Genomic DNA, 25,531 nt, shown 5'->3' with positions numbered 1-25,531 from the left:
CGGGTTTCCGCCGGGACCCGCGCGTCGACCGTGCGCCTCAGTTTCGCGAGCGCTGGCGGTACTGCCCTGGAGGTAGGCCGTGCTCTCGCTTGAAGGCCTTGGCGAAGGCGAACTCGGACGTGTACCCGGTGCGGTGCGCGATGGCCGGTAGCGGTTTGTCGCTGTCGCGGAGCAGCCGTGCCGCCAGGGTCATCCGCCACCAGGTCAGATAGGCGAGTGGTGGTTGGCCGACCAGCGAGGTGAACCGGCGTGCGAAGGCTGCCCGGGACAGTCCGGCCTTGGCACCGAGGGTCTCGACCGTCCACGGCTGAGTCGGTTCTTCGTGGATGTGGCGCAACGCCGCCGCGACCACCGGGTCCCGCAGTGCCGCGGCCCACCCGGTCACCGGCTCGTCGTCCGCGGTCCGTTGCGTGAGCCAGGCCCGCACGATGTAGAGCAGCAGCACGTCCAGTAGGGCCGACACGACGGCCTCGGTTCTGTGCTCGGGATTGGCGACCTCGTCACCGAGCAGGTTCACGGCGGCGTGCAGCGGTCCGCGGTGATCGGCCCGAGCCGGCAGATGGATCACCTCGGGCAGCTCCGCGAACAACGGATGTGGCCGCGTCCGGTCGAGCGTGTAGGCGCCGCACAGCAGGACCGCCGCTGCCCCGGCGCCGTCGTCGGTGACCGGCGCGAGCTCCGGCAGGAGGGCCGAGGACGCACCGGCCGCCGGCGTCGACGGGCTGTCGGCCAACGTGTGCCCGCTGCCGTGCGGCAGGCAGACGACATCGCCCGCACCGAGCGCGACCGGCGCGCCATCGGGTGGAAGCAGCCAGCACGTCCCTTCGAGGACCACGTGGAAGCCGGCGCCGGAGAACGGCTCGGCGCGCACCCGCCACGGTGCCCGCTTGCGGATCTCGGTCGAGTGCGGCCGCCCGACGCGCATGGCCCCGATGGCGTCACTGAGCGGATCCATCGCCCGATCGTATCGTCCACAATGCCCGTGCAAGACGATCAGACATAGAAGCAAGACTCTCCGCCATGGAACGCCCGTGCTGCCGTTCATACGCTGAGCGGACGTCCAGCCGGAAGGAACGTCATGCTCAAGAAGGTTCTCTACAGCGCCGAGGCCGTGTCCACGGGTGACGGCCGCAATGGTCACGTCGCCACCGCGGACGGCCGCGTCGACCTCGACCTGGCCATGCCGCCCGAGCTCGGCGGGACAGGCAACGGCGCCAACCCGGAACAACTGTTCGCGTCGGGCTACGCCGCCTGCTTCCACAGCGCGCTGCGCCTGGTAGCCCGCCACACCGACGCGGACCTGACCGGCTCCACGGTCACCGGCCGGGTCGGCATCGGAAACGCGGAGGACGACGCTCTCGGTCTGGCGGTCACCCTCGTCGTCCACCTGCCCCACGTCGCACCCGGCACGGCCAAGGAGCTCGCCGACGCCGCGCACCTGGTCTGCCCCTACTCCCGGGCCACCCGCGGCAACATCCCCGTCGAGCTTCAGATCGCGGATTAGGGTGCGGTGCGGCGTACCGACGCGATGGCCAGGGCGATCGTGCAGGTCACGACGGCGGCCAGGGCGATGACCGTCAGGGCGTCCGGGTGGATCAGTGACTGGCCGCGGCCCGCCTGCCAGGTGACCGTGGCGAACACCCCGGCGTAGCCGAGGGCGGCGACGCCGACGAGCCGGGTGCGGACCTGCTCGCTGCGTAGCCAGGCGACCCGCGTGGCGAGCGCGCCGAGCACCGCCGCGACCAGCAGCAGGGCCTGGATGCCGTGCAGCCCGACGAAGTGGGGCACCCGGTAGTCGCCGCCCGTGGTGCTCCAGTGGGTGATCGGCATGCCGTGGCCGTCCGGGTCGCCGATTCCGTGGCCTTGGTACATCGTGATCTGCCGGCCGTTGGCGTCGACGACCGTGCGTCGGTCGAGCTCGGTGACCATCCAGTAGATCGGGACGATCATGCCGAGCGTGGACAGGGTGATCCCGGCGCGTACGGCCCGGCGGAAGGCCCGGTCACCGGCCCGCTGGACCAGCAGGACGGCGGCGATCCCGAGCTGCATGAGGAACAGCGCGGCTACGCCGGTGGTGAGGGCCTGCGTCGCCGCCGCGGTGATCGGGTCCGCGACGTCGGTGTTGAAGTGGCTGAACGTGCCGCGGGCCGCCTGCACCGTGATGCCGGCGACCTCGATCGTGGCGGACACCGCGAACAGGGTGCCCAACCACCAGCCGAACCGCCGCGCCCTTTCCAGTCGGGTCAGCAGCCAGGCGAGCGTGCCCGAGTAGAGCGCGAACGCGATGCCGAACTTCATCGGCTTTATCCACACCGACTCGCCCAGCAGCATGCGTTGGTCGACGAGCACGCCCACTCCCGCGACCAGCGCGAGTCCGATCATGAGGGTCACGTTCGTGATCAGGGGGCGGTGCCACTGCTTCCACGGCTTCAACATGCCGCCATGCTCGAAGGCTGACGCGGCGTCATGGTCAAGCCCGAAAGTCAGGGCTGGACCTTGACCCAGCGTCAACCTTCGAGCATGGCGGCATGACGGAAACGAACTCCCACGCCGTGGCGGTCAGCGGCCTGCGCAAGTCGTTCGGCGACAAGAAGGTCCTCGACGGTATCGACGTGAACGTCCCGGCCGGCACGGTCTTCGCGCTCCTCGGCCCCAACGGCGCCGGCAAGACCACGACGGTGCGGATCCTGTCCACCCTCCTGCGCGCCGACGCTGGGCATGCCCGGGTCAACGGCCACGACCTCGGGCAGGACCCCGACGCGGTACGGGCGTCGATCGGCGTCACCGGCCAGTTCTCCGCGGTGGACAACCTGCTCACGGCGACCGAGAACCTCGTCCTGATGGCCGATCTGCACCATCTCGGTCGCCGAGCCGGCCGCCGGCGGGCCGCGGAGCTGCTCGATCGCTTCGGACTCGCCGACGTGGCGGGTCAACCGTTGTCCACGTTCTCCGGTGGGATGCGCCGGCGCCTGGACCTGGCCATGACCCTCGTCAGCCGACCAAAGCTGATCTTCCTGGACGAGCCGACGACGGGGCTGGACCCGCGCAGCCGGCGGGACCTGTGGCAGATCGTGCGCGAGCTGGTCGCCGACGGCGTCACCATTTTCCTCACCACGCAGTACCTCGAGGAGGCCGACCAGCTCGCGGACCGGATCGCCGTGCTGGACGGCGGCCGGATCGTCGCCGAAGGCAGCGCGGCCGAGCTCAAGCGACTGGTGCCCGGCGGACACATCCGGCTGCGCTTCACCGATGCCGAACAACTGGCGGCCGCCGCGCGCGCACTCGGTGCCGACCAGCTCGACGCCGACGCCCTCACCCTGCAGGTTCCCAGCGACGGCGGCCAGGCCGCGCTGCGTTCCGTCCTGGACCGCCTCGACGCGGAGCGGATCTCCGCGGCGGAGCTGTCGCTGCACACTCCCGACCTCGACGACGTCTTCCTCGCCCTCACCAGCCGCTAAGGAATCCGGCCATGAAGAAGCACACGTTCGCTGACACCGCCACCATGCTGCGCCGCAACGTCCGCCACACCCTGCGCTACCCGTCCATGACCATCGGGTCGGTCTTCGGCCCCGTCATCATGCTGCTGCTGTTCGTGGGCGTGCTGGGGCGCACCCTCGGCGCCGGGCTGCCCGTCGGCACCGGCGGGTACATCGGCTACCTCGCACCCGGGATCATCATCACCGCGGTGGCGTCGGGCAGCATGGCCACCGCGGTCGCCATCTGCGTCGACCTGACCGAGGGCATCGTCGACCGGTTCCGGACGATGCCGATCTCCCGGGTCGCGTTCCTGTCGGCCCATGTCGTCAACAGCATGCTCACCACCGTGGCGAGCACGGCGGCGGTCACGCTCGTCGCCGTCCTGCTGGGATTCCGTCCGCACGCCACGGCGGGCGCCTGGGTCGGCGCGATCGGCCTGCTCCTGGTGCTGACCTTCGCGTTGACCTGGCTGGCCGTCGCCTTCGGGCTGGTGTCGGCGACCCCCGAGGCGGCCAGCAACGCACCCATGCTGATCGTGTTCCTGCCCTTCGTCGGCAGCGCGTTCGCCCCGGCCTCGGCGATGCCGGCCGGCGTGAGCCAGTTCGCCGAGTACCAGCCGTTCACGCCGGCCATCGAGACGGTCCGCGGACTGTTGACCGGCACGCCGATCGGCCACAACGGCGTGATCGCCGTCGCCTGGTGCGTGGTGATCGCGGCGGGTGGCGCGACCTGGGCGCTCTCCGCCTTCCGCCAGGGCCGTGCACAATGAGCCGGTTGAACATGAGCCGAGGAGGACCCGCGTTGCTCACCATCAAACGGCTCGCGGAGTACGTCGGCGTGACGGTCCGCGCGGTGCGCCACTACCACCAGACGGGCCTGCTGCCCGAGCCCGAGCGGGACTCCTCCGGCTACCGCCGCTACGACGCCCAGGCGATCGTGGACCTCATCCGGATCAAGACCATGGCCGAGGCGGGTACGCCGTTGCCGCGCATCCAGGAGCTGATGACGGCCGACCCGGCTCACTTCGCCGAGGCGGTGGCGGAGATCGACGCGGCGCTGGAGCGGCAGATCGACGAGCTCCGACAGCGCCGGACCCGACTCGCCGATCTGGTCGGCGGCGATCGCCTGTTCCTGCCCGCCGAGATCGCCGACTACCTCCAGCAGCTGCGCGAGCTCGGGGTGAGTGAGCGCGGCGTACGCATGGAGCGCGATGGTTGGATCATGCTGACCGCGAACTATCCGGACACGGCACTGGAGTGGATCGCCCTGAAACGCGAGCAGTTGGCCGACCCCGCGTTCCGGGAGTTCTACCTGACCTACGATCGCGCGTACGACTGGCGTCCCGACGATCCGCGGCTCGACGCCCTGGCCGACGTGATGGCCGAGCGACTGCGCCAGGAGGCCCGGGCCACCGGGGTCGAGACGGCCCGCATGACCATCCAGGAGACGGTGTCCAAGGACGAGCAGGCGCTGCTGGCCACGCACGTGAGCGAGTACTCACCAGCGTGGATCCGCCTCAACGAGCTGCTCCGCCAGCGAGTCAGCGCCTAACCGGACGGAGACGACGTGACGCCCCTGACCTACGCCGAAGTCGGCGCCACCGAGACCGGCGAGTTGCCGCCCGGCTACCGGCACCTGCGCTACCGCACCGCGATCGGGCGTGACGTGTTCGCGGTCGCCGCGGAGGCGGTGTTGACCTGGCGGATGCACCGGGCCGCCGGCATCAAGGTGGACACGGCCTCGGCAAAAGCCGCACCGGGTGTCGACGTGACCATGCACATCGGGCCGCTGCCCGCGCCGTGTCGCGTGGTGTGGGTCGTCGACGAGCCGAACAAGGCCGGCTGGGGGTACGGGACGCTGCCCGGGCATCCGGCGCGGGGCGAGGAGTCGTTCGTCGTCAGCCAGGGGGAAGACGGGGTGACCTGGTTCGAGGTGACCGCGTTCAGCGTGCCGGCCGGGTTCCTGATGAAGGCGGCCGGTCCGGGAGCACGGCTCTTCCAACGGACCTACGCGGCGTGGTGCGCCCGAGCGCTGAGAAGACTGGTGAAGAGCTAGAACCGCGCGAACGACCGGATCGGCATGCGCGGGCCGAACTTCGGGGCCATGACTCCCGTGGCTTCCAGGAGCATGCAGACCCGGCCGCGGTGGCCGCGGAACGGCTCCAGCAGCTCCAGCATTCGGGCGTCGTCGGCGCGGGGCTCGCGGGCCAGGTGCCACGCCACCGTGTTCGGGATGTGGAAGTCGCCGACGCTGACCGCGTCCGCGTCGCCGTACGCGATCCGGACCACCTCGGCCGCCGTCCAGGGGCCGATGCCGCGGATCGCCCGCATCCGGGTCGTCGCCTCTTCCGCCGTCGCGCAGCGCTCGATCCGGGCGGCCTCGGCGGCGGCCCGGCGCAGCGTGTCGGCCCGCTTCTGCTCGACGCCGAACGGGTGGAAGACCCAGTAGGGCTGGGCGGCGATCACCTCGGGCAGGGGCGGCAGCAGCAGGCCTTCGAGCGGGCCGGGCGCGGGCGTTCCAAAAGCACGCAGCGTCCCGGCGTAGCCCTTGGACGCCTCCTTGCCGGTCACCTTCTGCTCGAAGATGGCCCGCATCAGGCGGGGGAAGACGACCCCGGTCGCGGGGATGCGCCGGCCGCGATGGACGCGGGCCAGCTCGCGGACCACCGGGTGGGTCGCCGCCAGCTCCGCGAAACCGGTCAGGTCGTCCCGCAGCCCGGCCACCGCGTCGGCGCGCGCGACCACCCACTCCCGGCCCGGCCCGTACCCGGTGGCGGTCAGCTCCTGACCAGCGCGGCTCAAAGCGAGCGAGGCGGGCCCGTCCGGGGTGTGGGTCGCCCACCAGAACGTGTCGCCGACGAACCTGGCGCACGGGTCCCAGTGGCGCATCACGATCGGACCGACCGAGCCGCCGAGGTGGTAGTGCTCCGGAAGCCGCATCACCCGCCGCACGTCGGCCATCATTCCTCGATCTTCGGACGGGGGCCGAACATGCCGACCGGGGGCGGGGCGGACGGGGTGGCGGCGGCGTCCGTGACCACCGTCTCACCACCGGCGAAACGGGTCAGGTCGTCGCCGGTGAGCAGCCGGCCCGGGAACCAGTCGCCGGCCACCCGGCGGGCGAGGGCGGCGGTCGGCAGCGGGGTGTTGGCGGCGGTCAGCACCAGGTTGCCGAACCGCCGTCCGCGCAGCACCGACGAGTCGGCCACCAGGGCGACCTGCGGGAACACGTCGGACACGGTGGCCACCTGGGCGCGGGCCAGGACGAGCGGCGGCCCGTCGGTCATGTTGACCAGGTAGCGGCCGTCCGGGTGCAGCACCCGGGCCGCCTCGTGGACGAACTCGACGGAGCGGACGCTGGCCGGGGTGCGGGCGCCCGAGAAGACGTCGACGATCACCACGTCGAACTCGTCGTCGCGGGCCTTGGTCAGCTCCGTGCGGGCGTCGCCGACGCGCAGCTTCAGCTTGGGGTCGGTGGGCCAGGGCAGGTGCTCGCGGACGAAGGCGACCAGCTTGGCGTCGGCCTCGACCACCCGCTGCCGGCTGCCGGGGCGGCTGGCGGCGATGTAGCGGGCCAGGGTCAGCCCGCCGCCGCCGAGGTGCAGCACCCGCAGCGGCATCGACGGCGGCGCGGTCAGGTCGAGCGAGGCGGCGATCCGGCGAACGTACTCGAACTCGAGGTAGGTGGGATCGTCCAGGTCGACGTGCGACTGCGGTGCGCCATCGACCAGCAACGTGTACGCGCGCGGCCGGTCATGGTCGGGCAACAGCTCGGCGACGCCCGACCCAATCTGGGCGACCACCCGCCGCCCCTGCCCCCGCTGCCGACCCACACCCGCAAACTTAGCCTCCCGACCACCCCTCCGAACGAGCCCCGGGAAGCGTGTAACCAGATATGGCGGCTGAGGACTCGTTCCGCGACTACGTCGCGGCGCGGCTGGTGGGCCTGTCGCGGGCCGCCTACCTGCTGACGGGTGACCGGCATCTCGCGGAGGACCTGGTGCAGCAGGCGCTCGTCCAGGTCGCCAGCCGGTGGGAGAAGATCTCCGCCGGCGGCGACCCGGACCCGTACGTCCGCCGGGTCCTCTACCACCAGCACGTCTCCTGGTGGCGGTGGCGCCGCCTGGTCGACCGGCCGCACGCCGACCTGCCCGAAACCGCCGTCGCCGACCGCGGGCGCGACGTGGACACCGAGCTGACCGTGCGGCAGGCCCTGCGCAGGCTGACCCCGAAACAGCGGGCCGTGCTGGTGCTGCGCTACTTCGAGGACCTCACCGAGGCGCAGACGGCCGAGGTGCTCGGCTGCTCGGTCGGCACCGTGAAGAGCAACACCCGGGACGCGCTGGCCCGGCTGCGGACTACCGCCCCGGAGCTCGCGGACCTGCGGGAGGCGCGATGAAAGAGCTCAAGGAGCTCGCCGGCGAGATGACGCCCGCCCGGCTGCCGGACGACCTGTGGGGTGCGGGACGGCGGCTGCGCCGGCGGCGCCGGCTCGGTTACGCGGTCGCGGCGGTGCTGGTCCTGGTCCTCGCGGTGACGCTGCCGGAGTGGGCGGCGCACCGCCGGGCCGCGATCGTGCCGGCGGACCGGCCCGGCGCGGTGCCGTCGCGGGTCGAGCTGCCGCACCTCTGGCAGGCCAAGGTCGGGCAGTGGCCGGCCGGGCCACCCGGGCCCGCGGCGCTGGTGTTCTTCACGTCGAAGACCCGCTATCTGGAGGGCACCGGCGTCGTGGTCGGCGCCGAGGGCGCCTATCGCCTGATCTACCAGCGGATCGGCGAGGGCGACGGCCTGCTCACCCCGGACGGCCGCTACTACGTGGGCCCGGGGCTGCGGCTGCTCGACCTGACCACGGGCAAGCAGCGGCAGCTGTCCGGCGAGCCGATCTGGGGTCAGCCGCTCGCCTTCTCGCCGGACGGCAGGGAACTGCTGATCGGCGTCTCCAACGACGACCACGTGATCACGTACGGCACGGACAACGTGCCGGACAACGACCCGGCCAAGCCCGACGACCTCGTCGCCGTCGACCTGCGTACGGGTGCCAAACGGTATGTGGCGGTGGGCCGGTTCAACTCGTACACGGCGGCGGCCTGGTCGCCGGACGGCGCCCGGATCGCCGTCGAGGGCTCGATCGGCTACGCCGACAACGGGCGCCGGCTGTCGGTGATGGACGCGCGCACCGGCGCCCCGGAGTGGACGATCGACAGCTCCGCACGGGACCGGGAGTTGGCCGGGCGGGCCGCCTGGACCCCGGACGGCGGCCTGCTGGCGATGCTCGCCTTCGAAGGTTGTGCGGACCCGTGTGAGCCGGAGCGGATGACCGACCGGCGCTGGCGCCTGGAGTTGGCCGACGCCAACACCGGCAACATCGTCACTCGGCCGGTGCCGATCGAGGGGCTGCCGGACGAGGTCGTCGGCTGGCGCGGCGGGGACGCGGTGCTCACCTACAGCGCGAGCCGGACCGATCCCGAGCACCGGACGCTGGTCGCGCTCCGGCCGGACGGCGCGGTCGACACGCTGGTGGACACCCCGCCGGGCGTCTCCAACCTGGAGGTCCCGGAGGACCTGCTCCGGGCCGGCTCGTTCGGCCGGACGCCCCCGGAGCCGTCGATCTGGGCCGCGCCGGCCTGGGCGTACCTGCTGGTGGCGGCGCCGTTCCTGGTGTTGCTCTGGATCGTCCGCCGGCGCCGTCAGCGCCGCGTGTAGCGGAGCAGCAGCAGGTCGTCGCCGAGCAGCGAGTGGTGCAGGCGGAGCGGCAGCGGGCCGCCGGCGCGGTGCGGTCCGGCGGTGATCCGGCCCCCGCCCGGGCCGGCCAGCAGCGGCGACACGGTCAGGCACAGCTCGTCGACCAGGTCCGCCGCGGTCAGCGTGCCGAGCAGGTGCGGGCCGCCCTCGCAGAGGATCTGGTTCAGCCCGCGCTCGCGCAGGACGGCCAGACCCGCGGTGAGGTCGAGCTCGCGCTCGCCGACGCGTACCACGTCGGCGACCTGGTCCAGGCCCTTCGGCGCGGTGGCCACGGTAGTGGTCAGCACGACCGGCCGGACGGGTGCCTCGGTGAACACCGGGGACGCCGGGTCGACGTCGAGCCGCCCGGAGACCACCACCAGGGTCGGCACGGCGGGCAGGCCCTGGGCCAGCCGCCAGGCCCGGCGCGGCTCGTCGAGCTTGATCGCGCGGTAGCCCTCGTGGCGCATGGTGCCGGCGCCGACCAGCAGGCCGTCGCAGACCTTGCGCAGGATGCCGAACACCCGCTTGTCGGCCGGCCCGGACAGGCCCGCCGAGTAGCCGTCGACCTCGACCGCGCCATCGACGCTGGTCACGAAATTGACACGAACTGTCGGCGCCGTGCCACGCGCGTAGCACCTGGTCAGGGCCTCGTCGTCCAGTTCCGCACCACCTGGCTGAGCTGCGTCGACGCTCCACAACGCCCGGATCGGCGGCGGGCTCATCCGGCCACCGCGGAGCCGATTGGGGTGGCGGCCATCGGGGTACGGTGCTGACAGTCGCAGCTCATCCGGCCACCCTATTCGAGGGACGACGCATGACCCGGCAGATCTTCCAGCTCAAGGTGACGCTGGCCGAAGTGCTGCCCGAGGTGTGGCGCCGGGTCGAGCTGCCGGGTGCGTACACCCTTGATCGGGTGCACAAGGTGATCCAGCACGCGATGGGCTGGCAGAACTACCACCTGCACTCGTTCGAGGTCGACGGCGTGCAGTACGGCGATCCCGACCCCGACGGCGAGCTCGCCGTGCGCGACGAGATCGACGTGCGCCTCGACGCGGTGGCCCACAAGGGCACCCGGCTGCTCTACACCTACGACTTCGGCGACTGGTGGGAGCACGACGTGCTGGTGGAGGACGCCTTCGTCGCCGAGCCGGACCAGCGCTACCCCCGCTGCGTCGCCGGTGAGCGGGCCTGCCCGCCGGAGGACGTCGGTGGCGCCTTCGGCTACGCCGAGCTGCTCGTCGCCCTGCACGAGGCGGACCACCCGCAGCACGACGAGCTGCGGAGCTGGGTCGGGTCCGGTTTCGCGCCCGACGCGTTCGACCCGGCGCGGGCGACCACCTTGCTACGTCGCCTGACATAGGCGCCCTAAAAGGGTGAAACAGTCTTTCATCCCATCTGGCACCGCCCCGCGCGTCGGCTGTGAGCCGGTCGTACGGATGTTGCAAGATGCGAGTCGTGGGAGTGGAAGCTTTGGGTGAACAGACCGCGGTCGGCCGGGTGCTCGGCACCTCCGACGCCACTCCGTTGCAGTTCTGGACGGCGGTCGCGCCCGGCAGCTACCTGCAGCTCGACGACGTCGTGGTGACCACCCGTGAGCTGCCCGACCGGCCACCGGTGCGGATCGCCGGCGTGGTGACCCAGGTCCGGGCCCGGCACGAGGGCGCCGTCTTCGACAGCGACGTCTTCTCGATCGCCGACGGCACGCTGCCCGCCCAGGTGCAGGAGGCCGCCGAGATCACCGTCACCCGGGTCGACCCCGAGCTCTACGTGCCGCCCGCGCCGGGCGCGATCGTCCACCGGGCCACCGGCGACCTGCGTGCCGCCGCGCTGCACTTCGACCGGATGGAACGGCAGATCCCGATGGGCACGGGGCGCGACGGCATCCCGGTCTACCTCAACGCCGACTTCCTCGACGGCACCCGGGGCGCGCACGTGTCGATCTCCGGCATCTCCGGCGTCGCCACCAAGACGAGCTTCGCGACGTTCCTGCTCTACGCGGTCTTCAACTCCGGTGCGCTGGGTGGCGACGCGGTCAACGCCAAGGCACTGATCTTCAACGTCAAGGGCGAGGACCTGCTCTTCCTCGACCACCCCAACGTCAAGCTCGACGAGAAGACCGTCGCGGCGTACGCGGCCCTCGGGCTGCCGGCCAAGCCGTTCGACGACGTCCGGGTCTACGCGCCGCCGAGGATGGGTGACGCATCCGGCACGCCCGACGTCAGCAGCCGCCTGACCGGCGTCGACAGCTTCTACTGGACGCTCGAGGAGTTCTGCGCCGGCTCGCTGCTGCCGTACGTGTTCGCCGACGCCGACGACGAGCGGCAGCAATACACGATGGTCGTGCACGCCGTGACCGCCCACCTGGCCCGGCACGCCGTGCCGGCCGACGGTGGCGTGGCGATCGCCGGCACGCGGCTGAGCTCGTACGCCGACCTGGTCGACTTCGTGGTCGCGCAGCTCTCCGACGACGAGACCCGGTTCGCCTGGACCGGCAGCGCGGTCGGGCTCGGCACGGTCAACGCGTTCGCCCGGCGGCTGATCGCCAGCAAGCGCGACCTCGGCCGGCTGATCCGCGGCGATCTGGCCACCCGCCGGCCGCACCAGATCAACACCGACGAGAGCGCCCAGGTCACCGTCGTCGACCTGCACAACCTGCCCGACCGCGCCCAGCGGTTCGTGGTCGGCGTGACGCTCAAGAAGGAGTTCGAGCGCAAGGAGAAGAAGGGCACGGCCAAGCCGCTGCTCTTCGTGGTGCTCGACGAGCTCAACAAATACGCGCCCCGGGAAGGCTCGTCGCCGATCAAGGAGGTGCTGCTCGACATCGCCGAGCGGGGCCGCTCGCTCGGCGTGATCCTGGTCGGCGCGCAGCAGACCGCCAGCGAGGTCGAGCGCCGCATCGTCACGAACTCGGCGGTGCGGGTGGTCGGCCGGCTCGACCCGGCCGAGGCGTCGCGCCCGGAATACGGCTTCCTCCCGCCCGCGCAGCGGCAACGGGTGCTGCTGGCCAAGCCCGGCACGATGTTCGTCAACCAGCCCGACATCCCGGTGCCGCTCTGCCTGGAGTTCCCGTTCCCGTCGTGGGCGACCCGGCACTCCGAGGCGGGCGCGGCGCCGACCGGCTCGCTGCGCTCGGTCACCCAGTCCGCCGACCCGTTCGCGGTGGTCGGCTCGCGGTCGGGCGCGCTGTCCGACGACGACATCCCCTTCTAGGAGGCTGATCCGGTGCGCGTCCTGCACACCTCCGACTGGCACGTCGGCAAGGTCCTCAAGGGACAGTCGCGGGTCGAGGAGCACGTCGCGGTGCTGGCCCAGGTGGTCGAGATCGCCAAGGCCGAGCAGCCCGACCTGGTGATCGTGGCCGGCGACCTCTATGACACCGCGGCGCCGTCGCCGGAGTCGACCCGGCTGGTCACCCGCGCCCTGTCGGCGTTGCGGCGCACCGGCGCCGACGTCGTCGCGATCGGCGGCAACCACGACAACGGGGCCGCGCTCGACGCCCTGCGGCCCTGGGCCGAGGCGGCCGGCATCACGCTGCGCGGCAGCGTCCGCGACAACCCCGCCGAGCACGTCATCGAGGGCACCACCGCGGGCGGCGAGCGGTGGCGGCTGGTCGCACTGCCGTTCCTGTCGCAGCGGTACGCCGTCCGCGCGGTCGAGATGTACGACCTGACCGCGGCCGAGGCGACGCAGACCTACGCGGACCACCTGGCCCGGCTGCTCGGCAAGCTGACCGAGGGCTTCGGCGAGGCGGGCGTGGTCAACCTGGTCACCGCGCACGTGACGGTGGTCGGCGCCAGCCAGGGTGGCGGCGAGCGCGAGTCGCAGACGGTGCTGGGCTACGCCGTGCCGGCCACCGTGTTCCCGACCAACACGCACTACGTCGCGCTCGGCCACCTGCACCGGGCCCAGACGGTGCTCGGCCCGTGCCCGGTCCGCTACAGCGGCAGCCCGCTCGCGATCGACTTCGGCGAGGGCGAGAACGTGCCGGCCGTCTCGGTGGTCGAGGTCACCGCGAAGACCGCCGCGAAGGTACGGGAGGTGCCGGTCACGTCGGCCGCCGCGCTGCGTACCGTCCGGGGCTCCCTCGAACAGCTGGCCTCCCTGAAGACGGGCGATGCCTGGCTGCGGGTCTACGTGCGCGAGATGCCCCGGGCCGGCCTGCGCGAAGAGGTCCAGGAGATGCTGCCCCGCGCGCTGGAAGTGCGGATCGATCCGGACATGATCGCCGCGGCCCCGGGCCCGCGGGCCGAGGAACGTGCTGGCCGGTCGCCACGCGACCTGTTCGCCGACTATCTGGCCAGCCGCGGGGTCTCGGACGAGGGCGTGCAGGAACTGTTCGACGAGCTCTATGAGGAGACGTCCGCATGAGGCCGCTGCGGCTCGACATGGCGGGGTTCACGGTCTTCCGGGACGAGACGACCGTCGACTTCATGGACGCCGACTTCTTCGCGCTGGTCGGGCCGACCGGCTCCGGGAAGTCGACCGTGCTCGACGCGATCTGCTTCGCGCTCTACGGCCAGGTGCCGCGGTGGGGGAGCAGCCGGGGCATCGCCAACGCGCTGTCGCCCTCGGCGACCGAGGCCCGGGTGCGGCTGGTGTTCGAGTCCGGCGGCGCCCGCTACGTGGCCACCCGGGTGGTCCGCCGCGACAGCCGGGGCAACGTGAAGACCGGCGGCGCCGGCCTCCAGCAGATGCCCGACAACTTCGACGTGTCCAAACTCGACACCGGGATGACGCCGGAGGACCTCGGCGACGTGCTGGCCGGCACCCCGGGCGAGATGGACGAGGCGGTGCTGCACGCCGTCGGGCTGCCGTACGAGCAGTTCACCAGCTGCGTCATCCTCCCGCAGGGCCAGTTCGCCGACTTCCTGCACGCCAAGCCCGCCACCCGCCAGCAGATCCTGGTCAACCTGCTCGGCCTGCACGTCTACGAAGACGTCCAGAAGCGGGCCACCGCCCGGGCTCAACAGGCCGACGCCGACCTGCGGGCCGTCGACCAACTGCTGGCCGGGCTCGACGACACCTCCGACGAGGCGCTGGCCGACGCGGCCGAGCGGGTCGAGGCGATGCTGGCCCTGGCCACCCGGGTCACCGACGACATGCCGGCGCTCGACGAGGCGCGGCAGACGGCTGTTTCGGCGGCGGCCGGGCTGTCGGCGATCGACGACGAGATCGCGCTGCTCGACCGGGTCCGTGCGCCGCGCGGTGTGGCCGCCCTGGCCTCGGCGGCGGCCGACGCGCGCGAGACGGCCGCCGCGGCCACCGACGCGGTGACGGCGGCCGAGGAGCACGAGGAGAAGCTGCGCGGCGAGCTCGCCGCGGCCGGCGACGCCTCCGCGCTGCGGCTGCTGCTGCGCGCGCACGAGGAACGCGACGCGGTCGCGGCCGAGTCGACGTCCCTCCAGGACGGACTCACCGCCGCCACCACCGAGCACCGCACCGCGGCGGCGGCCTTGGAGACGGCGCGGGCGGCGGCGCTGCGCACGGCGAGCGAGCTGGACGCCGCCCGGCGGGCCTACCAGGACGCCCAGGCGGCCGACCGGGCCGGGGCGCTGCGCGTACACCTGCATGCCGGTGCTCCCTGTCCCGTCTGCGAGCAGCCGGTGACGACGGTGCCGGCGGTCCCGGCGACCTCGGCGGTGCCCGCCGCGGAACAGGCGGGGCACGCGGCGAAGGCCGCGCACGAGCAGGCCGAGGCCCAGGTGGCCGAGCGGGAGCGGGCGGCCCGGGCCCTGGAGCGCACCCTCGACCGGGCCCGCGCCCAGCACGAGCAGCTCGCCTCCCGGCTGGCCGCCCTCGACGCGCAGCTCGCGACGTCGCCGGGCGTCACCGCCCTCCGCCGGGAGCTGGCGACCCTGGCCGGGTTGCAGAAGTCGCTGGACGCGTCGGTCGCGGCGTTGAAGTCGGCCCGCGAGCAGGCGCGGACCGCGGTGACCGCGCGCGCGGCGGCGGAGCAGCGGTTGACCCACGGGTGGCAGGAGTTCGACGCCGCCCGGGACGCGGTGGCCCGGTTCGCGCCACCGGCCGCCGCGCGCGACGACCTGGCCGAGTCGTGGTCGGCCCTGGCCGGCTGGTCGGTGTCCGAAGTGGAGACCCGCCGCGCCGCCCGCGCCACGCTGGCTTCGCGCGCCGCCGAGGCTGACGCCGCGGTCGAGGTGGTGCGGGCGCGGCTGGACGCCGCCTTCGTCGAGGCCGGGCTGCCGGCACCCGACGACCACGTCCGAGCCGCGACGGTGGCCGTCGAACGGGCCACGGCCGCACACGAGCGGGTCGAGGAGCGGCGGGCGCAGGTGCGCGGGCTGCTCGACAAGCGCGTGGCACACGAGCGCGACGGCCAGGTGGCCAAGGCGCTGGCCGGACACCTGCGGGCCAACAACTTCGAGCGCTGGCTGCTGGAGGAGGCGCTCGACCTGCTGGTCGAGGGCGCGTCGCGGATTCTCCGGGAGCTGTCGGCGGGGCAGTACGACCTCGTACACGAGAAGGGCGAGTTCTCGGTCGTCGACCACCACGACGCCGGCCTGCGCCGGGGCGTCCGCACGCTGTCGGGCGGCGAGACGTTCCAGGCGTCGCTGGCCCTGGCGCTGGCGCTGGCCGAGCAGCTCGCCGGCATGTCGACCTCGGCCGCGAGCCTGGAGTCGATCCTGCTCGACGAGGGTTTCGGCACGCTGGACGCCGCGACGCTGGACACCGTGGCCGCGACGCTGGAGGGCCTGGCCGCCCGCGGCGACCGGATGGTCGGCGTGGTCACCCACGTGCCGGCACTGGCCGAACGCGTGCCGGTGCGGTTCGACGTCAGCAAGGACGCGCGATCCGTCGCCCACATCACCCGGAGCGGGATATGACGGAATACTTCATCGACAACTGGGACCCGGCGTACGGAGCCTCCTTCGAGGCGGCGCCGGTCTCGCAGAGCACGGCCCAGATCAACACCGACGTGGAGCTGCCTGCGGCGGCCTGGCGCCCGCTCACCGCCCCACCGACGGTCCGCGCGCCCGACGTGGTGCTGCTGGTCGACGGCGTGCGCCGGATCGACGCGACACTGTGGACCCGCGAGGAGGACGGCACGTCGCACCCGGGCCTGGCGGCGTCGTACGCGGCCGGCGTGGTTCGGTGTGACCTGCGCGCGGGCGCGGCGACGCTGGCCGGCACGCTGGTCGAACGCGGCCTGTTCACGACGTCCCCGACGGCGACGGACATCGAGGCCGGCTCGGTCCGCTACGGCGTGCGCCAGATCGCCGGCGCACCGGACCCGGCCCGCCTGGTGCCGGCGGTGCAGGGCCCGCTGACGGCGCTGGAGGTGGCGATCTCGACGTCGGTCCGCGGCGAGTCCGAGGACCTGCTGGTCCTGGACGGCCCGCTGCGCAACCGCCGCCAGCTCAGCCGCACGATCGGCTACGTGAAGACGCAGCAGAGCCAATATCTGGACGCGGCCCTGACCAACGTGGTCACGGCCCTGCGCCCGGGTGAGCGGTCGCCGGTCTTCCTGATGGGCACGGCGTGGGGCGGCTACTCGTGGTACCTGCGGCTCCCGGGCCCGGCGGGCGCACCGTGGGCGGGCATCGTCCGGGTCGAGTGCACGACGGAGATCCCGGCCCAGGAGGCGATCGAGCTCGCCGACCTGTCGCTGGTCACGCTGCCGAGGTTCGCCTCGAACCCGTACAAGGACCCGCGCGCCCCGCAGAACCTGATCCCGATCGCGGGCCTGGAACGCCGCCTCCGCGCCCTACTCGGCGACTCCCGCCTCCTGCACCGCGCCCTGACCCTGGCCGCCGCCCGCAGCGCCGCGGTACCCGTCTGACGTTTCGGGAGCTCTCCCTTGCTGGATCACCTGGGTGTAGGTCCGTGGACCGAACAGGGCTATTTCGACCTGGGCGAGACCCACCCGCGCATAGAGCTCATCGATGGAAGCCTGCTGGTGACCCCGGCGGGCGATCTGTCTCACCAGCTCATCGCGTTCGAGCTCGCGACGGAGCTGGACGGGGCAGCCCGAGCAGCCGGGCTCGTCGTGTATCCGGGGGTGAACGTTCGTCTTGGACCCGACCGGATCTTGATTCCGGACATCGTCGTGGCGGAGGCCGACGACGAAGGCTTGGCGGTCGAGGCCGCGGACGTGCGGTTGGTTTGCGAGATCGTCGAACCTGTTAGCGCCGTCGCGGACCAGGTGACCAAGCCTCGGCTTTATGCGGACGCAGGCATCCGTTACTACCTGCTCGCCTACGGACCGGCAGCGGATCTTGCGCTCCGGTTGTTTCGACTTCGAGGCGCGGACTATGTCCAGGTCGCCGAAGAGCAGTCGGGCCAGATCTCGCGCCTCATCGAGCCGGCATTTGCTGATCTCCCACGTGGCCCGACACTTCCGCAACACGATCGGTAGCGACGTGGCCGAAGTGGAGCTCTGGGTCGACGACGTGGTCGGCTCGGAGGATTTTGACGTCCGTGTGGTAGTGCATCGAGGTCAGCCACGGTAGGCGGTCGCCCTGGCGGGGGAGCTGGTCGATGACCCGGCGGATGTAGCCAGCGCCGAAGTCCAGGAACGGGCGCGTGGGCATGTCCGGGTCGGCGGGCTCCGGGCGGCACAGCTCGTAGCCGTGCTTGTCCATGTGGGCCAGCAGCAGGCAGAAGTGCGCGCAGAGCAGCCCGACCTTGAGCGTCCAGGACGAGTTCGTGTAGCCCACGATGAACGCGAAGTTCGGCACCCCCGAGAGCATCATGCCCTTGTACGCGATCGTGTCGGCGACGTTGACCGGCGACCCGTCGACCGTCAGCGGCACCCCGCCCAGCGCCTGCACCTGCAGGCCCGTGGCCGTGACGATGATGTCGGCCTTCAGTTCCGCGCCGCTGCCCAGAAGGATGCCGTCCTCGGTGAACGTCTCGATCCGGTCCGTGACGACCGAGGCCGTGCCCGCCCGGATCGCCTTGAACAGGTCGCCGTCCGGCACCAGGCACAAGCGTTGGTCCCACGGGTTGTACGGCGGCCGGAAGTGCTCGTCGACCGGATAGCCCTCGGGTAGCTGTCGGGCGTTGAGCCAGCGGATCACCCGGCGCGCCCGTTCGGGGCGGCGCTGGCAGAACTTCCAGATCGCGCGCTGCATCGCGATGTTCTTGCGCCGGGTCAGGGCGTGCCCGCGGACCGGCCCGAGATACTTCTTCAACGCGTTGCCGATCGCGTCCTTCGTCGGCATCGACAGGATGTACGTCGGCGTGCGTTGCAGCATCGTCACGTGTGCGGCGGTCTCGGCCATCGCGGGCACGATGGTGACCGCGGTCGCGCCGCTGCCGACCACGACCACCCGCTTGCCCTGGTGGTCGAGCTCCGCGGGCCAGTGCTGCGGGTGCACGATCGTGCCCTGGAAGCGATCCCGCCCCGGGAACTCCGGTGTGAAGCCCTGTTCGTAGCGGTAGTAGCCGCCCGCGCAGAACACCCAGTTGGCGGTCAGCGTCAACGGCGACCCGACATGGTCCACGGCCACCGTCCACAGTGCCGTCGAGGAGTCGAACGCCGCTGCGCGTACCCGGTGGTGGTAGCGGATGTGGGGGTCCAGGCCGTTTTCCGTCGCCGTCTCCCGCAGGTACGAGAGGATCCGCGGCGCCGAGGCGATGGCCTCCTTGTCGCGCCAGGGCTTGAACGCGTACCCGAAGGTGTGCAGGTCGGAGTCCGACCGGGTGCCGGGATAGCGGAACAGGTCCCAGGTGCCGCCGGACGCGCCGCGGGCCTCGAGGATCGCGAACGTCTTGCCCGGGAGCTCCGTCTTGAGGTAGCGCCCGGCGCCGATGCCGGAGATCCCGGCACCGATGATCAGCACATCGAAATGCTCCACCGCCATCTGTTCATGGTCGACCGTGCCCGCCGCGCGAGCGCCGGACGATCTGCACCGTTATCAGGGCTGGCGAGGTGCGAACTGCACCACTACCGTGACCGGCATGTCCTGGGACTCGCCGTCGCCCCGGGTGCGGGAGCTGATCCGGCAGGGCGCCGAGATCGCGCTCAACCCGCGACCCGAGTGGCTGGCCGAGATCGACGCGGCGACGCTGGCCGGTGAGGCGCGCCGCGCGATCGCCGACGACCCGGTGCTGGCCGCCGCCACCCGCCGGACCAACCGGTCCAACCTGCTGTTCTGGGCGGCCGCCAACGTACGCGCGCCGGGTCAGCCCGTGCCCGCCAACGACGACGCGGCACCGCTGGCGATCGCCCGGGATCTCGTCCGCCGCGGGCTCGACGAGTCGGCACTGGACTCGTACCGGGTCGGCGAGGCGGTCGCGGCCCGGCTCTGGACGCAGATCGCCTGCTCGCTGACCAGCGACACCGACGAGCTGCGGGAGGTGCTCGACGTCTCGCTGCGGTCGATCGCCGCGTTCGTCGACGCCACGGTCGCCGCCATCTCGCTGCGGATGCGGGCCGAGCGGGCGGCCCTGACCCAGGGCAGCCACGCCGAACGCCGCGAGACGGTCATCCTGCTGCTCGACGGCGCACCGATCACGGGCGCGGAGACCAGGCTCGGGTACGCCCTGGACCGCACCCACACAGCCGCGGTGGTCTGGACGGACGACCCGGACGCCGACCCGCGCCAGCTCGACCGGGCCGCCGACGCCCTGGCCGGCGCGGCCCGGCCGCTGAGCGTCATCGCCAGCGCTGCTACCCGCTGGGTGTGGGTGCACGGCCGGCCCGACGCGGGTGACCTGCGCGCGGCCCTGGACCGCCTGCCCGCGGTGCGGGTCGCGCTCGGCTCACCGGCGGCCGGCGTCGACGGCTTCCGCCGCAGCCATCACGACGCGTTGACCACCCAGCGCCTGCTGGCCCGGCTCACCCAGGCGCACCGGTTCGCGACGTTCGACGAGGTGGAGCTGGTCGCGCTGGTCACGCGGGACGCGGAGGGCGCCGACCGGTTCGTCACCCGCACGTTGGGCGCGCTGGAGAGCGCGCCGGTGGAGCTTCGGGCCGCTGTGCGGGCCTTCATCGCCGAGCAGTGCAACGCCTCCCGGGCGGCGGCCCGCCTGTTCACCCACCGCAACACCCTGCTGCGGCGGCTGGCCCGCGCCGACCGGCTGCTGCCCCGGCCCCTCGCGGGCCGCGCCGTGGAAGTCGGCGCGGCCCTCGAGATCCTGCACTGGCGGGGCTAGACCGGCCGCCAGCCGTCGCGGTAGACCACCGAGGCCAGGGCGACCTCGTCGTGCAGGCCGCCCGGCACCGGTTCCACCCGCACCCGGGCCGGCCGGTCGACCAGCACGCACACCTGCTCGCCCGGCCACCACCAGCCGCACGAGCGGGTCAGGTCGGCCCACACTCCGAAGTGGTCGGTGGTGCCGGGAGACCAGTCGGCCAGGCCGAGCCGCCGCAGGGTGTCGTAGTAGCCGATCCAGCAGGCGTCCTGCTGGCCGTACCAGCAGACCGGTGCGGCGTGGCCCAGGGCGGCGCGCACCGGTTGCCGGAATCCCTTGCCCAGACTGCGATGCAGCGATCCGCGTACGGACTGGTGCAACACCACGGCCAGGGGTACGCCGCGATCCAGCGCGTCCAGCGGCGGCAGTTCCGGCCACGGTTCCTTGCTCTTGCCAGGCTTGCGGGCCGGTGACAGCTCCGGGTCGGCGTACGCGACACCGGCACTGAGCGCGGCCCGCAACCGGGACGCCACCGTGGCCAGGTCGCTGGCCAGCGCCGGGCGGCCCCGCGGGTCACGGATCCAGTGGTACAGGTCGTCCAGCGTGGGCCAGCCGTCGACCAGGGCCAGGGCCTTGGCGGGGGAGTCGACCCACTCGAACCGGGGACGGGGTCGGGACATCCGGGCGTAGACGGCGGCCACGGACCGCTCTGCGGTTTCCCGGTCGGCGGGCGACGTGGACAGGCCGTGGTCGAGCCACTCCCGACGGATGGTCACGGCTTCCTGCCAGTACTGGCGGGCCGGAACGACATTCCAGAACGCGGCGTCACTGCGCCGCGTAGGCGCGGTCATCGCGCGAGGGCGTCGACGCCCTTTCGGTTGGAGATCATTTGCCTATGGTCCCCTACGGCGCGAGCGGACCGCAAGAGGGGCCCCGCGTTGGTAAGGTCCCCCAGGTCACAGCCGTCCCCCTCAGCCCGGAGTCGCAATGATCATTTTTGGTGTGTCGGTCTTCTACATCTTCGGGTTGATCGGCACAGGGCAGTTCCATTGCCCGCATTGCGGCGGCGACCGGGCGTACGAGCACCGCACGGCCCGCCGGTTCTTCACGCTCTTCTTCCTGCCGGTGATCCCGCTCGACAAGGTCGGCGAGATCGTCAAGTGCACGACCTGCCGCACCAAGTACGACCCCATCGTGCTGCGCCGCGCGACGACGGCGCAGCTGGAAAGCGCTCTGCCGGCCGGCATGCGCGCCGCCGCCGCCGTGGTGCTGCGCGCCGGCGGCGCCTCCGAGGTCGCCGTCCGCGCCGCGGTCGACGCGGTCCGCGAGGCCGGCGAGCCCGGCTACGACGCGACGCAGCTGATGGCCGACGCCGAGCAGCCGTCCGAGCTGGCGGTCGAGCCGTTGCGCGGCTTGGCCGCCAACTTCACCCAGGACGCCTGCGAGCGCCAGCTGGCCAACGCGGTCCGGGTCGCGCTGGCCGACGGCCCGATCAACCAGGCGGAGCGCGAGGCGATCGGCTGGATCGCCGCGCAGCTCGGCATGACGCCGGCCCACGCGACCGGCGTCATCGCCACGGTCGAGCAGTCGATCACCCGCTGACGTCCAGCACCTCGATCACCCTGGTCGTCGGGGCGGCCTCGCCGATCGCTTCGCGGTGGGCGAGCCGCTCCGGGTCGACCATGAAGGACTCGAGTCCGGCGCGCGCCGCGAACCGGATCAGGTGCACCTCGGTCATGCCGTCCGTGCCCCGGGTGCGGCGTTCGAGCGTGCCACCGTGCCGGCCGAGCAGCGCCAGCACCGCGTCCTCGTAGCGCCGCCCGGTCTCGGCGTGCCCGTCGGCGAACTCGACGACGGCGACCAGCAGCAACCCCGCTGAGCTTGGCCGGCTCACATCAGCAGCCCTCCGGTCGCGCGGATGTTCTGGCCGGTGATCCAGCCCGCGTCCGCCGTGGTCAGGAACGCGACCACCGCCGCCACGTCGTGCGGCTGTCCGAGCCGGCCCAGCGGGCTCCACTCGGCCGACTCGGCCAGTTCCGCCGCGGAGTTGTGGGCCCGCAGGAGGTCGGTGTCGGTGGCGCCCGGTGAGACCGTGTTGACGGTGATGCCGCGCGGTCCCAGCTCGCGGGCCGCCACCGCCGTCACCTGTTCCAGGGCGCCCTTGCTCGCGCAGTAGAGGACGTTGCCCGGGGCCGGCGCGATCGTGTTGATGGTGGAGATGTTGACGATCCGGCCGCCGTCCCGCATCAGCGCGGCGGCCCGCTGGACGGCCAGCAGCGGGACCAACGTGTTGGCCGTCATCGCCCGGTCGAACTCCTCGGCCGTGACGTCGGCGATCGTCGCCGGCACGATGAGGCCCACGTTGTTGACCAGGATGTCGAGTCCATCCTGGACAGGCGCGAACATCTCGTCCAAACAGGACAACGACGTCTGGTCGGCCCGCACCGCGAAAGAGCCCGGGCAGCTCGCGACCACCTCGTCGGCGGCCACCTTGTCGCGCTGGTAGGTGAAGACGACGCGGTGGCCGGCCGCGGCCAGCCGCTCCACGACGGCCCGCCCGATGCCACGGGAACCGCCGGTGACGAGTGCGGTAGAGGTCATGTGCCGGGACGTTACCGGCTAGCCCTCCAGCGCGTAGGCCACGGCCGAACCCAGGTTGTCCGCGGTGCCCAATGCCCACGCCCCGGGATGGCGGGCCGCGTCCAGCTCGGGTTCGCCGCCGGTCGGCCAGGCCGGCACGTACGCCCGCATCCAGGCCGCGCCCGTGACGGTCTGCAGCTTGCGGGCTGCCGCGACCAACCGGACCGCCCGGTCGATCGCGCCGTCCCGCGCCGCCAGGTTGGCCATCGCCTCCAGGAACAGCGCGGCACCGGCCTCGTCGCCGGCGTCGGCCGCGACCCGCAGGCCCGAGCGCAGCTGGGTGGCCGCGGTGTCCGCGTCGCCGCTGGCGAGCGCCGTGACGGCCAGGCTGTAGTGCGCGACGACCTCGCCGAGGTGGTCGTTGGTCTTGCGGGCGAGCCGCAACCCGTGTGCGAAGTGCTCGGTCGCGGAGGCGAAGTCGCCCTCGCCCAGGGGCACCAGGCCGAGCCGGGTGTAGTAGAGCGCGATCATCCACTCTTCGCCCAGCCGCTCGCTGATCTGCCGGGTCTCCTCCAGCAGCTCGCGGGCCAGGTCGTAGTCGCCGCGGGCCAGGGCGAGCTGGCCGAGCATCCCGGCCGTCCGCGCGGTGGCGTCCTCGTCGCCGATCTCGCGCAGCAGCGGCAGCGCCTTCTCGAGCTGCGTCCGGCCCCGGACGAGCTGCCCGGTGATGAACGACATCGCGCCGTCGCCGAAGATCAGCCGGGCGTACGCCTTGGGGGACAGCGCCTCCGCCTTCTCCAGCACCCGTTCGATGTGGCGCGCGCCCTCGTCGCTGCGGCCGCGGATCCACCAGAGGACCCAGACCACCCAACCGAGCCGGACCGCGTCCTCGAGCTGGTCGGTGTCGATGAACCAGGTCATCGCCGCCCGCAGGTTGTCCTGCTCGCTCTCCAGCACGTCGAGCGACTGGGGGTTGGTCGTCGTGCGGCCCAGCGGCGGTGAGGTTCGCTCCGCGAACTCCAGGTAGTGCCGGGCGTGCCGGTCGTGGGTGTCCTTCCAGTCGCCGACCTCGCGCAGCCGCTCGAGGGCGAAGTCGCGGATGATGCCGAGCATCGTGAAACGCGGCTCGCGGTCGCCCGTCTCCTGCTTGACCAGGCTGCTCTCGACCAGCGAGGTGAGCGCGTCCAGGCCGGCGTAGCGCGCGGGCACGCCGGCGACCGCGCGGGCGGCGTCGAGGTCGAAACCGCCGGCGAACACCCCGAGGCGGGCGAACAGCTCCTGCTCGCGCCGGGGCAGCAGCTGGTAGCTCCAGGCGATGGCGTCGCGCAGCGTGCGCTGGCGGGTCGGCAGGTCGCGGGCGCCGCCGGTGAGCGTGCCGAGCCGGCTGGTCAGCCGGTTGAGCAGGGCCTGCGGGGTGAGCACCCGGACCTTGGCGGCGGCGAGCTCGACGGCCAGCGGCAGGCCGTCGAGCCGGCGGACGATCTCGGCGATCGCCACCGCGTTCTCCGGGCTGACGGCGAAGTCGGCCTTGACCGCGCGGGCCCGCTCGACGAACAGCCGGGCCGCGCCGTCGCGGCGGACCGCCGTCGTCGGGTCCTCGTTGACCGCCGGCACGGGTAGCGGCGGCACGGCGAACACGTGCTCGCCGGTCAGCCGCAGCGGGACCCGGCTGGTCGCCAGGATCGTGACGCCGGAGGCCGCGCTGAGCACGGCACCGAGCACGGGCGAGGCGTCCGCGACGTGCTCCATGTTGTCGACGACCAGCAGCAGCGAGCGGTTGCGCAGGTAGGTGACGAGGTCCTCGATCGGGGGACGGTTGGGCACGGTACGCAGCCCGAGCGACTGCGCGAGCGCGGCCGGCACCAGCGCGGGGTCGGTGACCGCGGACAGGTCGACGAACCGCACACCGTCGGTGAAGGTGTCGCGCAGCGCGGAGCCGAGCTCCATCGCCAGCCGGGTCTTGCCCACTCCGCCCGGGCCGATCAGCGTGACGAGGCGCACGTCCTGGTCGGTCAACAGGTCCAGCAACGCCCGCTGTTCGGCCGTGCGGCCGAGCAGCGGGTTCGGCGGGATGGGCAGCTCGTCGCGCGGCAGCGGCTCCGGCTCGGCCGGCTGGGCGGGCCGTGGGTTGAACCGCTCGGTGAGCAGCAGCGCGATGTCCTCGCCGACCACGCGCCGCAGCTCGTCGGCCGAGTGGAAATGCCGGTAGCTGACCCGGGCGTCGTCCCGGATCCGGTCGAGCAGCGCGGTCAGTCGCGGGTCGCGGTTCGGCGCCGGTGACTTGACGTAGATCAGCTTCGGCAGGTGACCGGACATCCGGAACTCGTCCTCGAGGCCGGAGACGGTGGCCTCGGGCCCCAGCCAGCCGTAGCTCTCCCAGTAGACGCCGATGAAGAGCTGGCTCTGCTGCAGGTACGCCCGGTAGACGTCGCGCGGCGCGTGCGGTCGGGCGCCCAGCTCGAACATCACCGGGACCAGGCGCATGCGGGAGATGGCGTCCCGGACGGCGAGTCGCTCAGGCTCGAGCTCTTCCAGCGTCGACGAGACGAACACCCGTAACCTGCGGTCCGGTGTGTGGATCACGTTGCGCGCGGAAACCGGCTCGCCTGAGCTTGCCATGAAAAACCATCACTTCCCCCCGTACGGCCACCGAA

25 protein-coding genes are annotated in these 25,531 nt (G+C 72.5%); 15 read left to right on the top strand and 10 right to left on the bottom strand.

The genetic code is table 11. The features are described from left to right. Positions 1-37 precede the first annotated feature (37 nt). Positions 38-955 carry an AraC family transcriptional regulator gene (locus tag CHC05_RS13315; RefSeq protein ID WP_089248367.1) on the bottom strand — a complete coding sequence of 306 codons (918 nt, stop codon included), beginning with the start codon at positions 953-955 and terminating at the stop codon, positions 38-40. A 123-nt stretch (positions 956-1,078) separates the two neighbouring features. Between CHC05_RS13315 and CHC05_RS13310 the strand changes: the two genes are divergently transcribed. After that, positions 1,079-1,504 (top strand): organic hydroperoxide resistance protein, encoded by a 426-nt coding sequence (locus tag CHC05_RS13310; protein WP_089248365.1) that lies wholly within the window; start codon positions 1,079-1,081, stop codon positions 1,502-1,504. On the opposite strand, the gene CHC05_RS13305 is transcribed toward CHC05_RS13310, so the two are convergent. Beyond that, positions 1,501-2,436, bottom strand: coding sequence for a hypothetical protein (locus tag CHC05_RS13305; protein ID WP_089248363.1), 936 nt, complete (start codon positions 2,434-2,436; stop codon positions 1,501-1,503). The two genes, CHC05_RS13310 and CHC05_RS13305, sit on opposite strands and share 4 nt — an antisense overlap. 92 nt (positions 2,437-2,528) lie before the next feature. Here CHC05_RS13305 and CHC05_RS13300 point away from each other — a divergent pair, with 92 nt between their 5' ends. Genes CHC05_RS13300 through CHC05_RS13285 form a run of 4 tightly spaced genes read left to right on the top strand, consistent with a single transcriptional unit; the run spans position 2,529 to position 5,532 of the window. Further along, positions 2,529-3,458: an ATP-binding cassette domain-containing protein gene (locus CHC05_RS13300; RefSeq protein ID WP_089248361.1), complete on the top strand. Its 930-nt coding sequence runs from the start codon at positions 2,529-2,531 to the stop codon at positions 3,456-3,458. Between the two features lie 11 nt (positions 3,459-3,469). Then, a complete protein-coding gene (locus CHC05_RS13295) occupies positions 3,470-4,246 on the top strand; it encodes an ABC transporter permease (RefSeq protein ID WP_089248360.1) in 777 nt (258 codons plus the stop codon). An 11-nt stretch (positions 4,247-4,257) separates the two neighbouring features. Then, a complete protein-coding gene (locus CHC05_RS13290; protein ID WP_245870818.1) occupies positions 4,258-5,028 on the top strand; it encodes a MerR family transcriptional regulator in 771 nt (256 codons plus the stop codon). A 15-nt stretch (positions 5,029-5,043) separates the two neighbouring features. Beyond that, on the top strand, positions 5,044-5,532 hold the full coding sequence (locus CHC05_RS13285) for a DUF1990 domain-containing protein (protein WP_089248356.1): 489 nt from the start codon (positions 5,044-5,046) through the stop codon (positions 5,530-5,532). On the opposite strand, the gene CHC05_RS13280 is transcribed toward CHC05_RS13285, so the two are convergent. After that, positions 5,529-6,440, bottom strand: a complete 912-nt coding sequence (locus tag CHC05_RS13280) for a DNA-3-methyladenine glycosylase family protein (protein WP_425426739.1) — start codon at positions 6,438-6,440, stop codon at positions 5,529-5,531. The two genes, CHC05_RS13285 and CHC05_RS13280, sit on opposite strands and share 4 nt — an antisense overlap. Next, positions 6,437-7,309, bottom strand: a complete 873-nt coding sequence (locus CHC05_RS13275) for a spermidine synthase (RefSeq protein ID WP_089248354.1) — start codon at positions 7,307-7,309, stop codon at positions 6,437-6,439. The genes CHC05_RS13280 and CHC05_RS13275 overlap by 4 nt, the downstream gene beginning before the upstream one ends. Positions 7,310-7,371: 62 nt before the next feature. On the opposite strand from CHC05_RS13275, the gene CHC05_RS13270 reads away from it, so the two are divergent. Together CHC05_RS13270 and CHC05_RS13265 are read left to right on the top strand one after the other, a co-directional pair. Next, on the top strand, positions 7,372-7,875 hold the full coding sequence (locus tag CHC05_RS13270; RefSeq protein WP_089248352.1) for a SigE family RNA polymerase sigma factor: 504 nt from the start codon (positions 7,372-7,374) through the stop codon (positions 7,873-7,875). Continuing rightward, positions 7,872-9,179 (top strand): WD40 repeat domain-containing protein, encoded by a 1,308-nt coding sequence (locus CHC05_RS13265; RefSeq protein ID WP_089248350.1) that lies wholly within the window; start codon positions 7,872-7,874, stop codon positions 9,177-9,179. Before CHC05_RS13270 ends, CHC05_RS13265 begins: the two co-directional genes overlap by 4 nt. Here the strand turns inward: CHC05_RS13265 and CHC05_RS13260 are convergent. Next, complete coding sequence (locus CHC05_RS13260) at positions 9,164-9,922, bottom strand: pyrimidine reductase family protein (protein WP_089248348.1); 759 nt, start codon at positions 9,920-9,922, stop codon at positions 9,164-9,166. The genes CHC05_RS13265 and CHC05_RS13260 overlap by 16 nt on opposite strands. A gap of 92 nt (positions 9,923-10,014) precedes the next feature. On the opposite strand from CHC05_RS13260, the gene CHC05_RS13255 reads away from it, so the two are divergent. The 6 genes from CHC05_RS13255 to CHC05_RS13230 all read left to right on the top strand — a co-directional run bounded on the left by CHC05_RS13255 (position 10,015) and on the right by CHC05_RS13230 (position 17,574). Beyond that, positions 10,015-10,560 (top strand): plasmid pRiA4b ORF-3 family protein, encoded by a 546-nt coding sequence (locus CHC05_RS13255; RefSeq protein WP_089248346.1) that lies wholly within the window; start codon positions 10,015-10,017, stop codon positions 10,558-10,560. A gap of 86 nt (positions 10,561-10,646) precedes the next feature. Continuing rightward, positions 10,647-12,410, top strand: coding sequence for an ATP-binding protein (locus tag CHC05_RS13250; RefSeq protein ID WP_089248344.1), 1,764 nt, complete (start codon positions 10,647-10,649; stop codon positions 12,408-12,410). Between the two features lie 12 nt (positions 12,411-12,422). After that, positions 12,423-13,568: an exonuclease SbcCD subunit D gene (locus CHC05_RS13245; RefSeq protein ID WP_089248342.1), complete on the top strand. Its 1,146-nt coding sequence runs from the start codon at positions 12,423-12,425 to the stop codon at positions 13,566-13,568. Then, positions 13,565-16,042 carry an AAA family ATPase gene (locus CHC05_RS13240; protein WP_089248340.1) on the top strand — a complete coding sequence of 826 codons (2,478 nt, stop codon included), beginning with the start codon at positions 13,565-13,567 and terminating at the stop codon, positions 16,040-16,042. Before CHC05_RS13245 ends, CHC05_RS13240 begins: the two co-directional genes overlap by 4 nt. Next, positions 16,039-16,998, top strand: coding sequence for a hypothetical protein (locus tag CHC05_RS13235; protein ID WP_089248338.1), 960 nt, complete (start codon positions 16,039-16,041; stop codon positions 16,996-16,998). The genes CHC05_RS13240 and CHC05_RS13235 overlap by 4 nt, the downstream gene beginning before the upstream one ends. Before the next feature lie 18 nt (positions 16,999-17,016). Beyond that, a complete protein-coding gene (locus CHC05_RS13230) occupies positions 17,017-17,574 on the top strand; it encodes a Uma2 family endonuclease (RefSeq protein ID WP_089248336.1) in 558 nt (185 codons plus the stop codon). Here CHC05_RS13230 and CHC05_RS13225 read toward each other — a convergent pair. Then, positions 17,513-19,024, bottom strand: a complete 1,512-nt coding sequence (locus CHC05_RS13225) for a flavin-containing monooxygenase (RefSeq protein ID WP_089248334.1) — start codon at positions 19,022-19,024, stop codon at positions 17,513-17,515. The genes CHC05_RS13230 and CHC05_RS13225 overlap by 62 nt on opposite strands. Positions 19,025-19,121: 97 nt before the next feature. Here CHC05_RS13225 and CHC05_RS13220 point away from each other — a divergent pair, with 97 nt between their 5' ends. Beyond that, on the top strand, positions 19,122-20,318 hold the full coding sequence (locus CHC05_RS13220; RefSeq protein ID WP_089248658.1) for a PucR family transcriptional regulator: 1,197 nt from the start codon (positions 19,122-19,124) through the stop codon (positions 20,316-20,318). Here the strand turns inward: CHC05_RS13220 and CHC05_RS13215 are convergent. Beyond that, positions 20,315-21,148 carry a DUF6745 domain-containing protein gene (locus tag CHC05_RS13215; RefSeq protein WP_089248332.1) on the bottom strand — a complete coding sequence of 278 codons (834 nt, stop codon included), beginning with the start codon at positions 21,146-21,148 and terminating at the stop codon, positions 20,315-20,317. The two genes, CHC05_RS13220 and CHC05_RS13215, sit on opposite strands and share 4 nt — an antisense overlap. Before the next feature lie 136 nt (positions 21,149-21,284). On the opposite strand from CHC05_RS13215, the gene CHC05_RS13210 reads away from it, so the two are divergent. After that, complete coding sequence (locus tag CHC05_RS13210) at positions 21,285-21,899, top strand: TerB family tellurite resistance protein (RefSeq protein WP_089248330.1); 615 nt, start codon at positions 21,285-21,287, stop codon at positions 21,897-21,899. Here the strand turns inward: CHC05_RS13210 and CHC05_RS13205 are convergent. Genes CHC05_RS13205 through CHC05_RS13195 form a run of 3 tightly spaced genes read right to left on the bottom strand, consistent with a single transcriptional unit; the run spans position 21,889 to position 25,496 of the window. After that, positions 21,889-22,191, bottom strand: coding sequence for a hypothetical protein (locus CHC05_RS13205; protein WP_245870817.1), 303 nt, complete (start codon positions 22,189-22,191; stop codon positions 21,889-21,891). The genes CHC05_RS13210 and CHC05_RS13205 overlap by 11 nt on opposite strands. Next, positions 22,188-22,898: an SDR family oxidoreductase gene (locus CHC05_RS13200; protein ID WP_089248326.1), complete on the bottom strand. Its 711-nt coding sequence runs from the start codon at positions 22,896-22,898 to the stop codon at positions 22,188-22,190. The genes CHC05_RS13205 and CHC05_RS13200 overlap by 4 nt, the downstream gene beginning before the upstream one ends. A gap of 18 nt (positions 22,899-22,916) precedes the next feature. Beyond that, positions 22,917-25,496 (bottom strand): DUF4062 domain-containing protein, encoded by a 2,580-nt coding sequence (locus CHC05_RS13195; protein WP_089248324.1) that lies wholly within the window; start codon positions 25,494-25,496, stop codon positions 22,917-22,919. Positions 25,497-25,531: the final 35 nt, after the last annotated feature.

The organism is Asanoa hainanensis (assembly GCF_900188485.1).
Taxonomy (GTDB): Bacteria; Actinomycetota; Actinomycetes; order Mycobacteriales; family Micromonosporaceae; genus Asanoa; species Asanoa hainanensis.
Note: the sequence above shows the minus strand (reverse complement) of the source record. Positions and strands in the feature narration are given on the sequence as shown.

What these genes read in the sequence shown, in the direction of transcription:
- CHC05_RS13315 (WP_089248367.1), bottom strand. Translation starts at nt 955, where the DNA reads ATGGATCCGCTCAGTGACGCCATCGGGGCCATGCGCGTCGGGCGGCCG.
- CHC05_RS13310 (WP_089248365.1), top strand. Translation starts at nt 1,079, where the DNA reads ATGCTCAAGAAGGTTCTCTACAGCGCCGAGGCCGTGTCCACGGGTGAC.
- CHC05_RS13305 (WP_089248363.1), bottom strand. Translation starts at nt 2,436, where the DNA reads ATGTTGAAGCCGTGGAAGCAGTGGCACCGCCCCCTGATCACGAACGTG.
- CHC05_RS13300 (WP_089248361.1), top strand. Translation starts at nt 2,529, where the DNA reads ATGACGGAAACGAACTCCCACGCCGTGGCGGTCAGCGGCCTGCGCAAG.
- CHC05_RS13295 (WP_089248360.1), top strand. Translation starts at nt 3,470, where the DNA reads ATGAAGAAGCACACGTTCGCTGACACCGCCACCATGCTGCGCCGCAAC.
- CHC05_RS13290 (WP_245870818.1), top strand. Translation starts at nt 4,258, where the DNA reads ATGAGCCGAGGAGGACCCGCGTTGCTCACCATCAAACGGCTCGCGGAG.
- CHC05_RS13280 (WP_425426739.1), bottom strand. Translation starts at nt 6,440, where the DNA reads ATGATGGCCGACGTGCGGCGGGTGATGCGGCTTCCGGAGCACTACCAC.
- CHC05_RS13270 (WP_089248352.1), top strand. Translation starts at nt 7,372, where the DNA reads ATGGCGGCTGAGGACTCGTTCCGCGACTACGTCGCGGCGCGGCTGGTG.
- CHC05_RS13265 (WP_089248350.1), top strand. Translation starts at nt 7,872, where the DNA reads ATGAAAGAGCTCAAGGAGCTCGCCGGCGAGATGACGCCCGCCCGGCTG.
- CHC05_RS13260 (WP_089248348.1), bottom strand. Translation starts at nt 9,922, where the DNA reads ATGAGCCCGCCGCCGATCCGGGCGTTGTGGAGCGTCGACGCAGCTCAG.
- CHC05_RS13255 (WP_089248346.1), top strand. Translation starts at nt 10,015, where the DNA reads ATGACCCGGCAGATCTTCCAGCTCAAGGTGACGCTGGCCGAAGTGCTG.
- CHC05_RS13250 (WP_089248344.1), top strand. Translation starts at nt 10,647, where the DNA reads ATGCGAGTCGTGGGAGTGGAAGCTTTGGGTGAACAGACCGCGGTCGGC.
- CHC05_RS13240 (WP_089248340.1), top strand. Translation starts at nt 13,565, where the DNA reads ATGAGGCCGCTGCGGCTCGACATGGCGGGGTTCACGGTCTTCCGGGAC.
- CHC05_RS13235 (WP_089248338.1), top strand. Translation starts at nt 16,039, where the DNA reads ATGACGGAATACTTCATCGACAACTGGGACCCGGCGTACGGAGCCTCC.
- CHC05_RS13225 (WP_089248334.1), bottom strand. Translation starts at nt 19,024, where the DNA reads ATGGCGGTGGAGCATTTCGATGTGCTGATCATCGGTGCCGGGATCTCC.
- CHC05_RS13220 (WP_089248658.1), top strand. Translation starts at nt 19,122, where the DNA reads ATGTCCTGGGACTCGCCGTCGCCCCGGGTGCGGGAGCTGATCCGGCAG.
- CHC05_RS13215 (WP_089248332.1), bottom strand. Translation starts at nt 21,148, where the DNA reads ATGACCGCGCCTACGCGGCGCAGTGACGCCGCGTTCTGGAATGTCGTT.
- CHC05_RS13210 (WP_089248330.1), top strand. Translation starts at nt 21,285, where the DNA reads ATGATCATTTTTGGTGTGTCGGTCTTCTACATCTTCGGGTTGATCGGC.
- CHC05_RS13200 (WP_089248326.1), bottom strand. Translation starts at nt 22,898, where the DNA reads ATGACCTCTACCGCACTCGTCACCGGCGGTTCCCGTGGCATCGGGCGG.
- CHC05_RS13195 (WP_089248324.1), bottom strand. Translation starts at nt 25,496, where the DNA reads ATGGCAAGCTCAGGCGAGCCGGTTTCCGCGCGCAACGTGATCCACACA.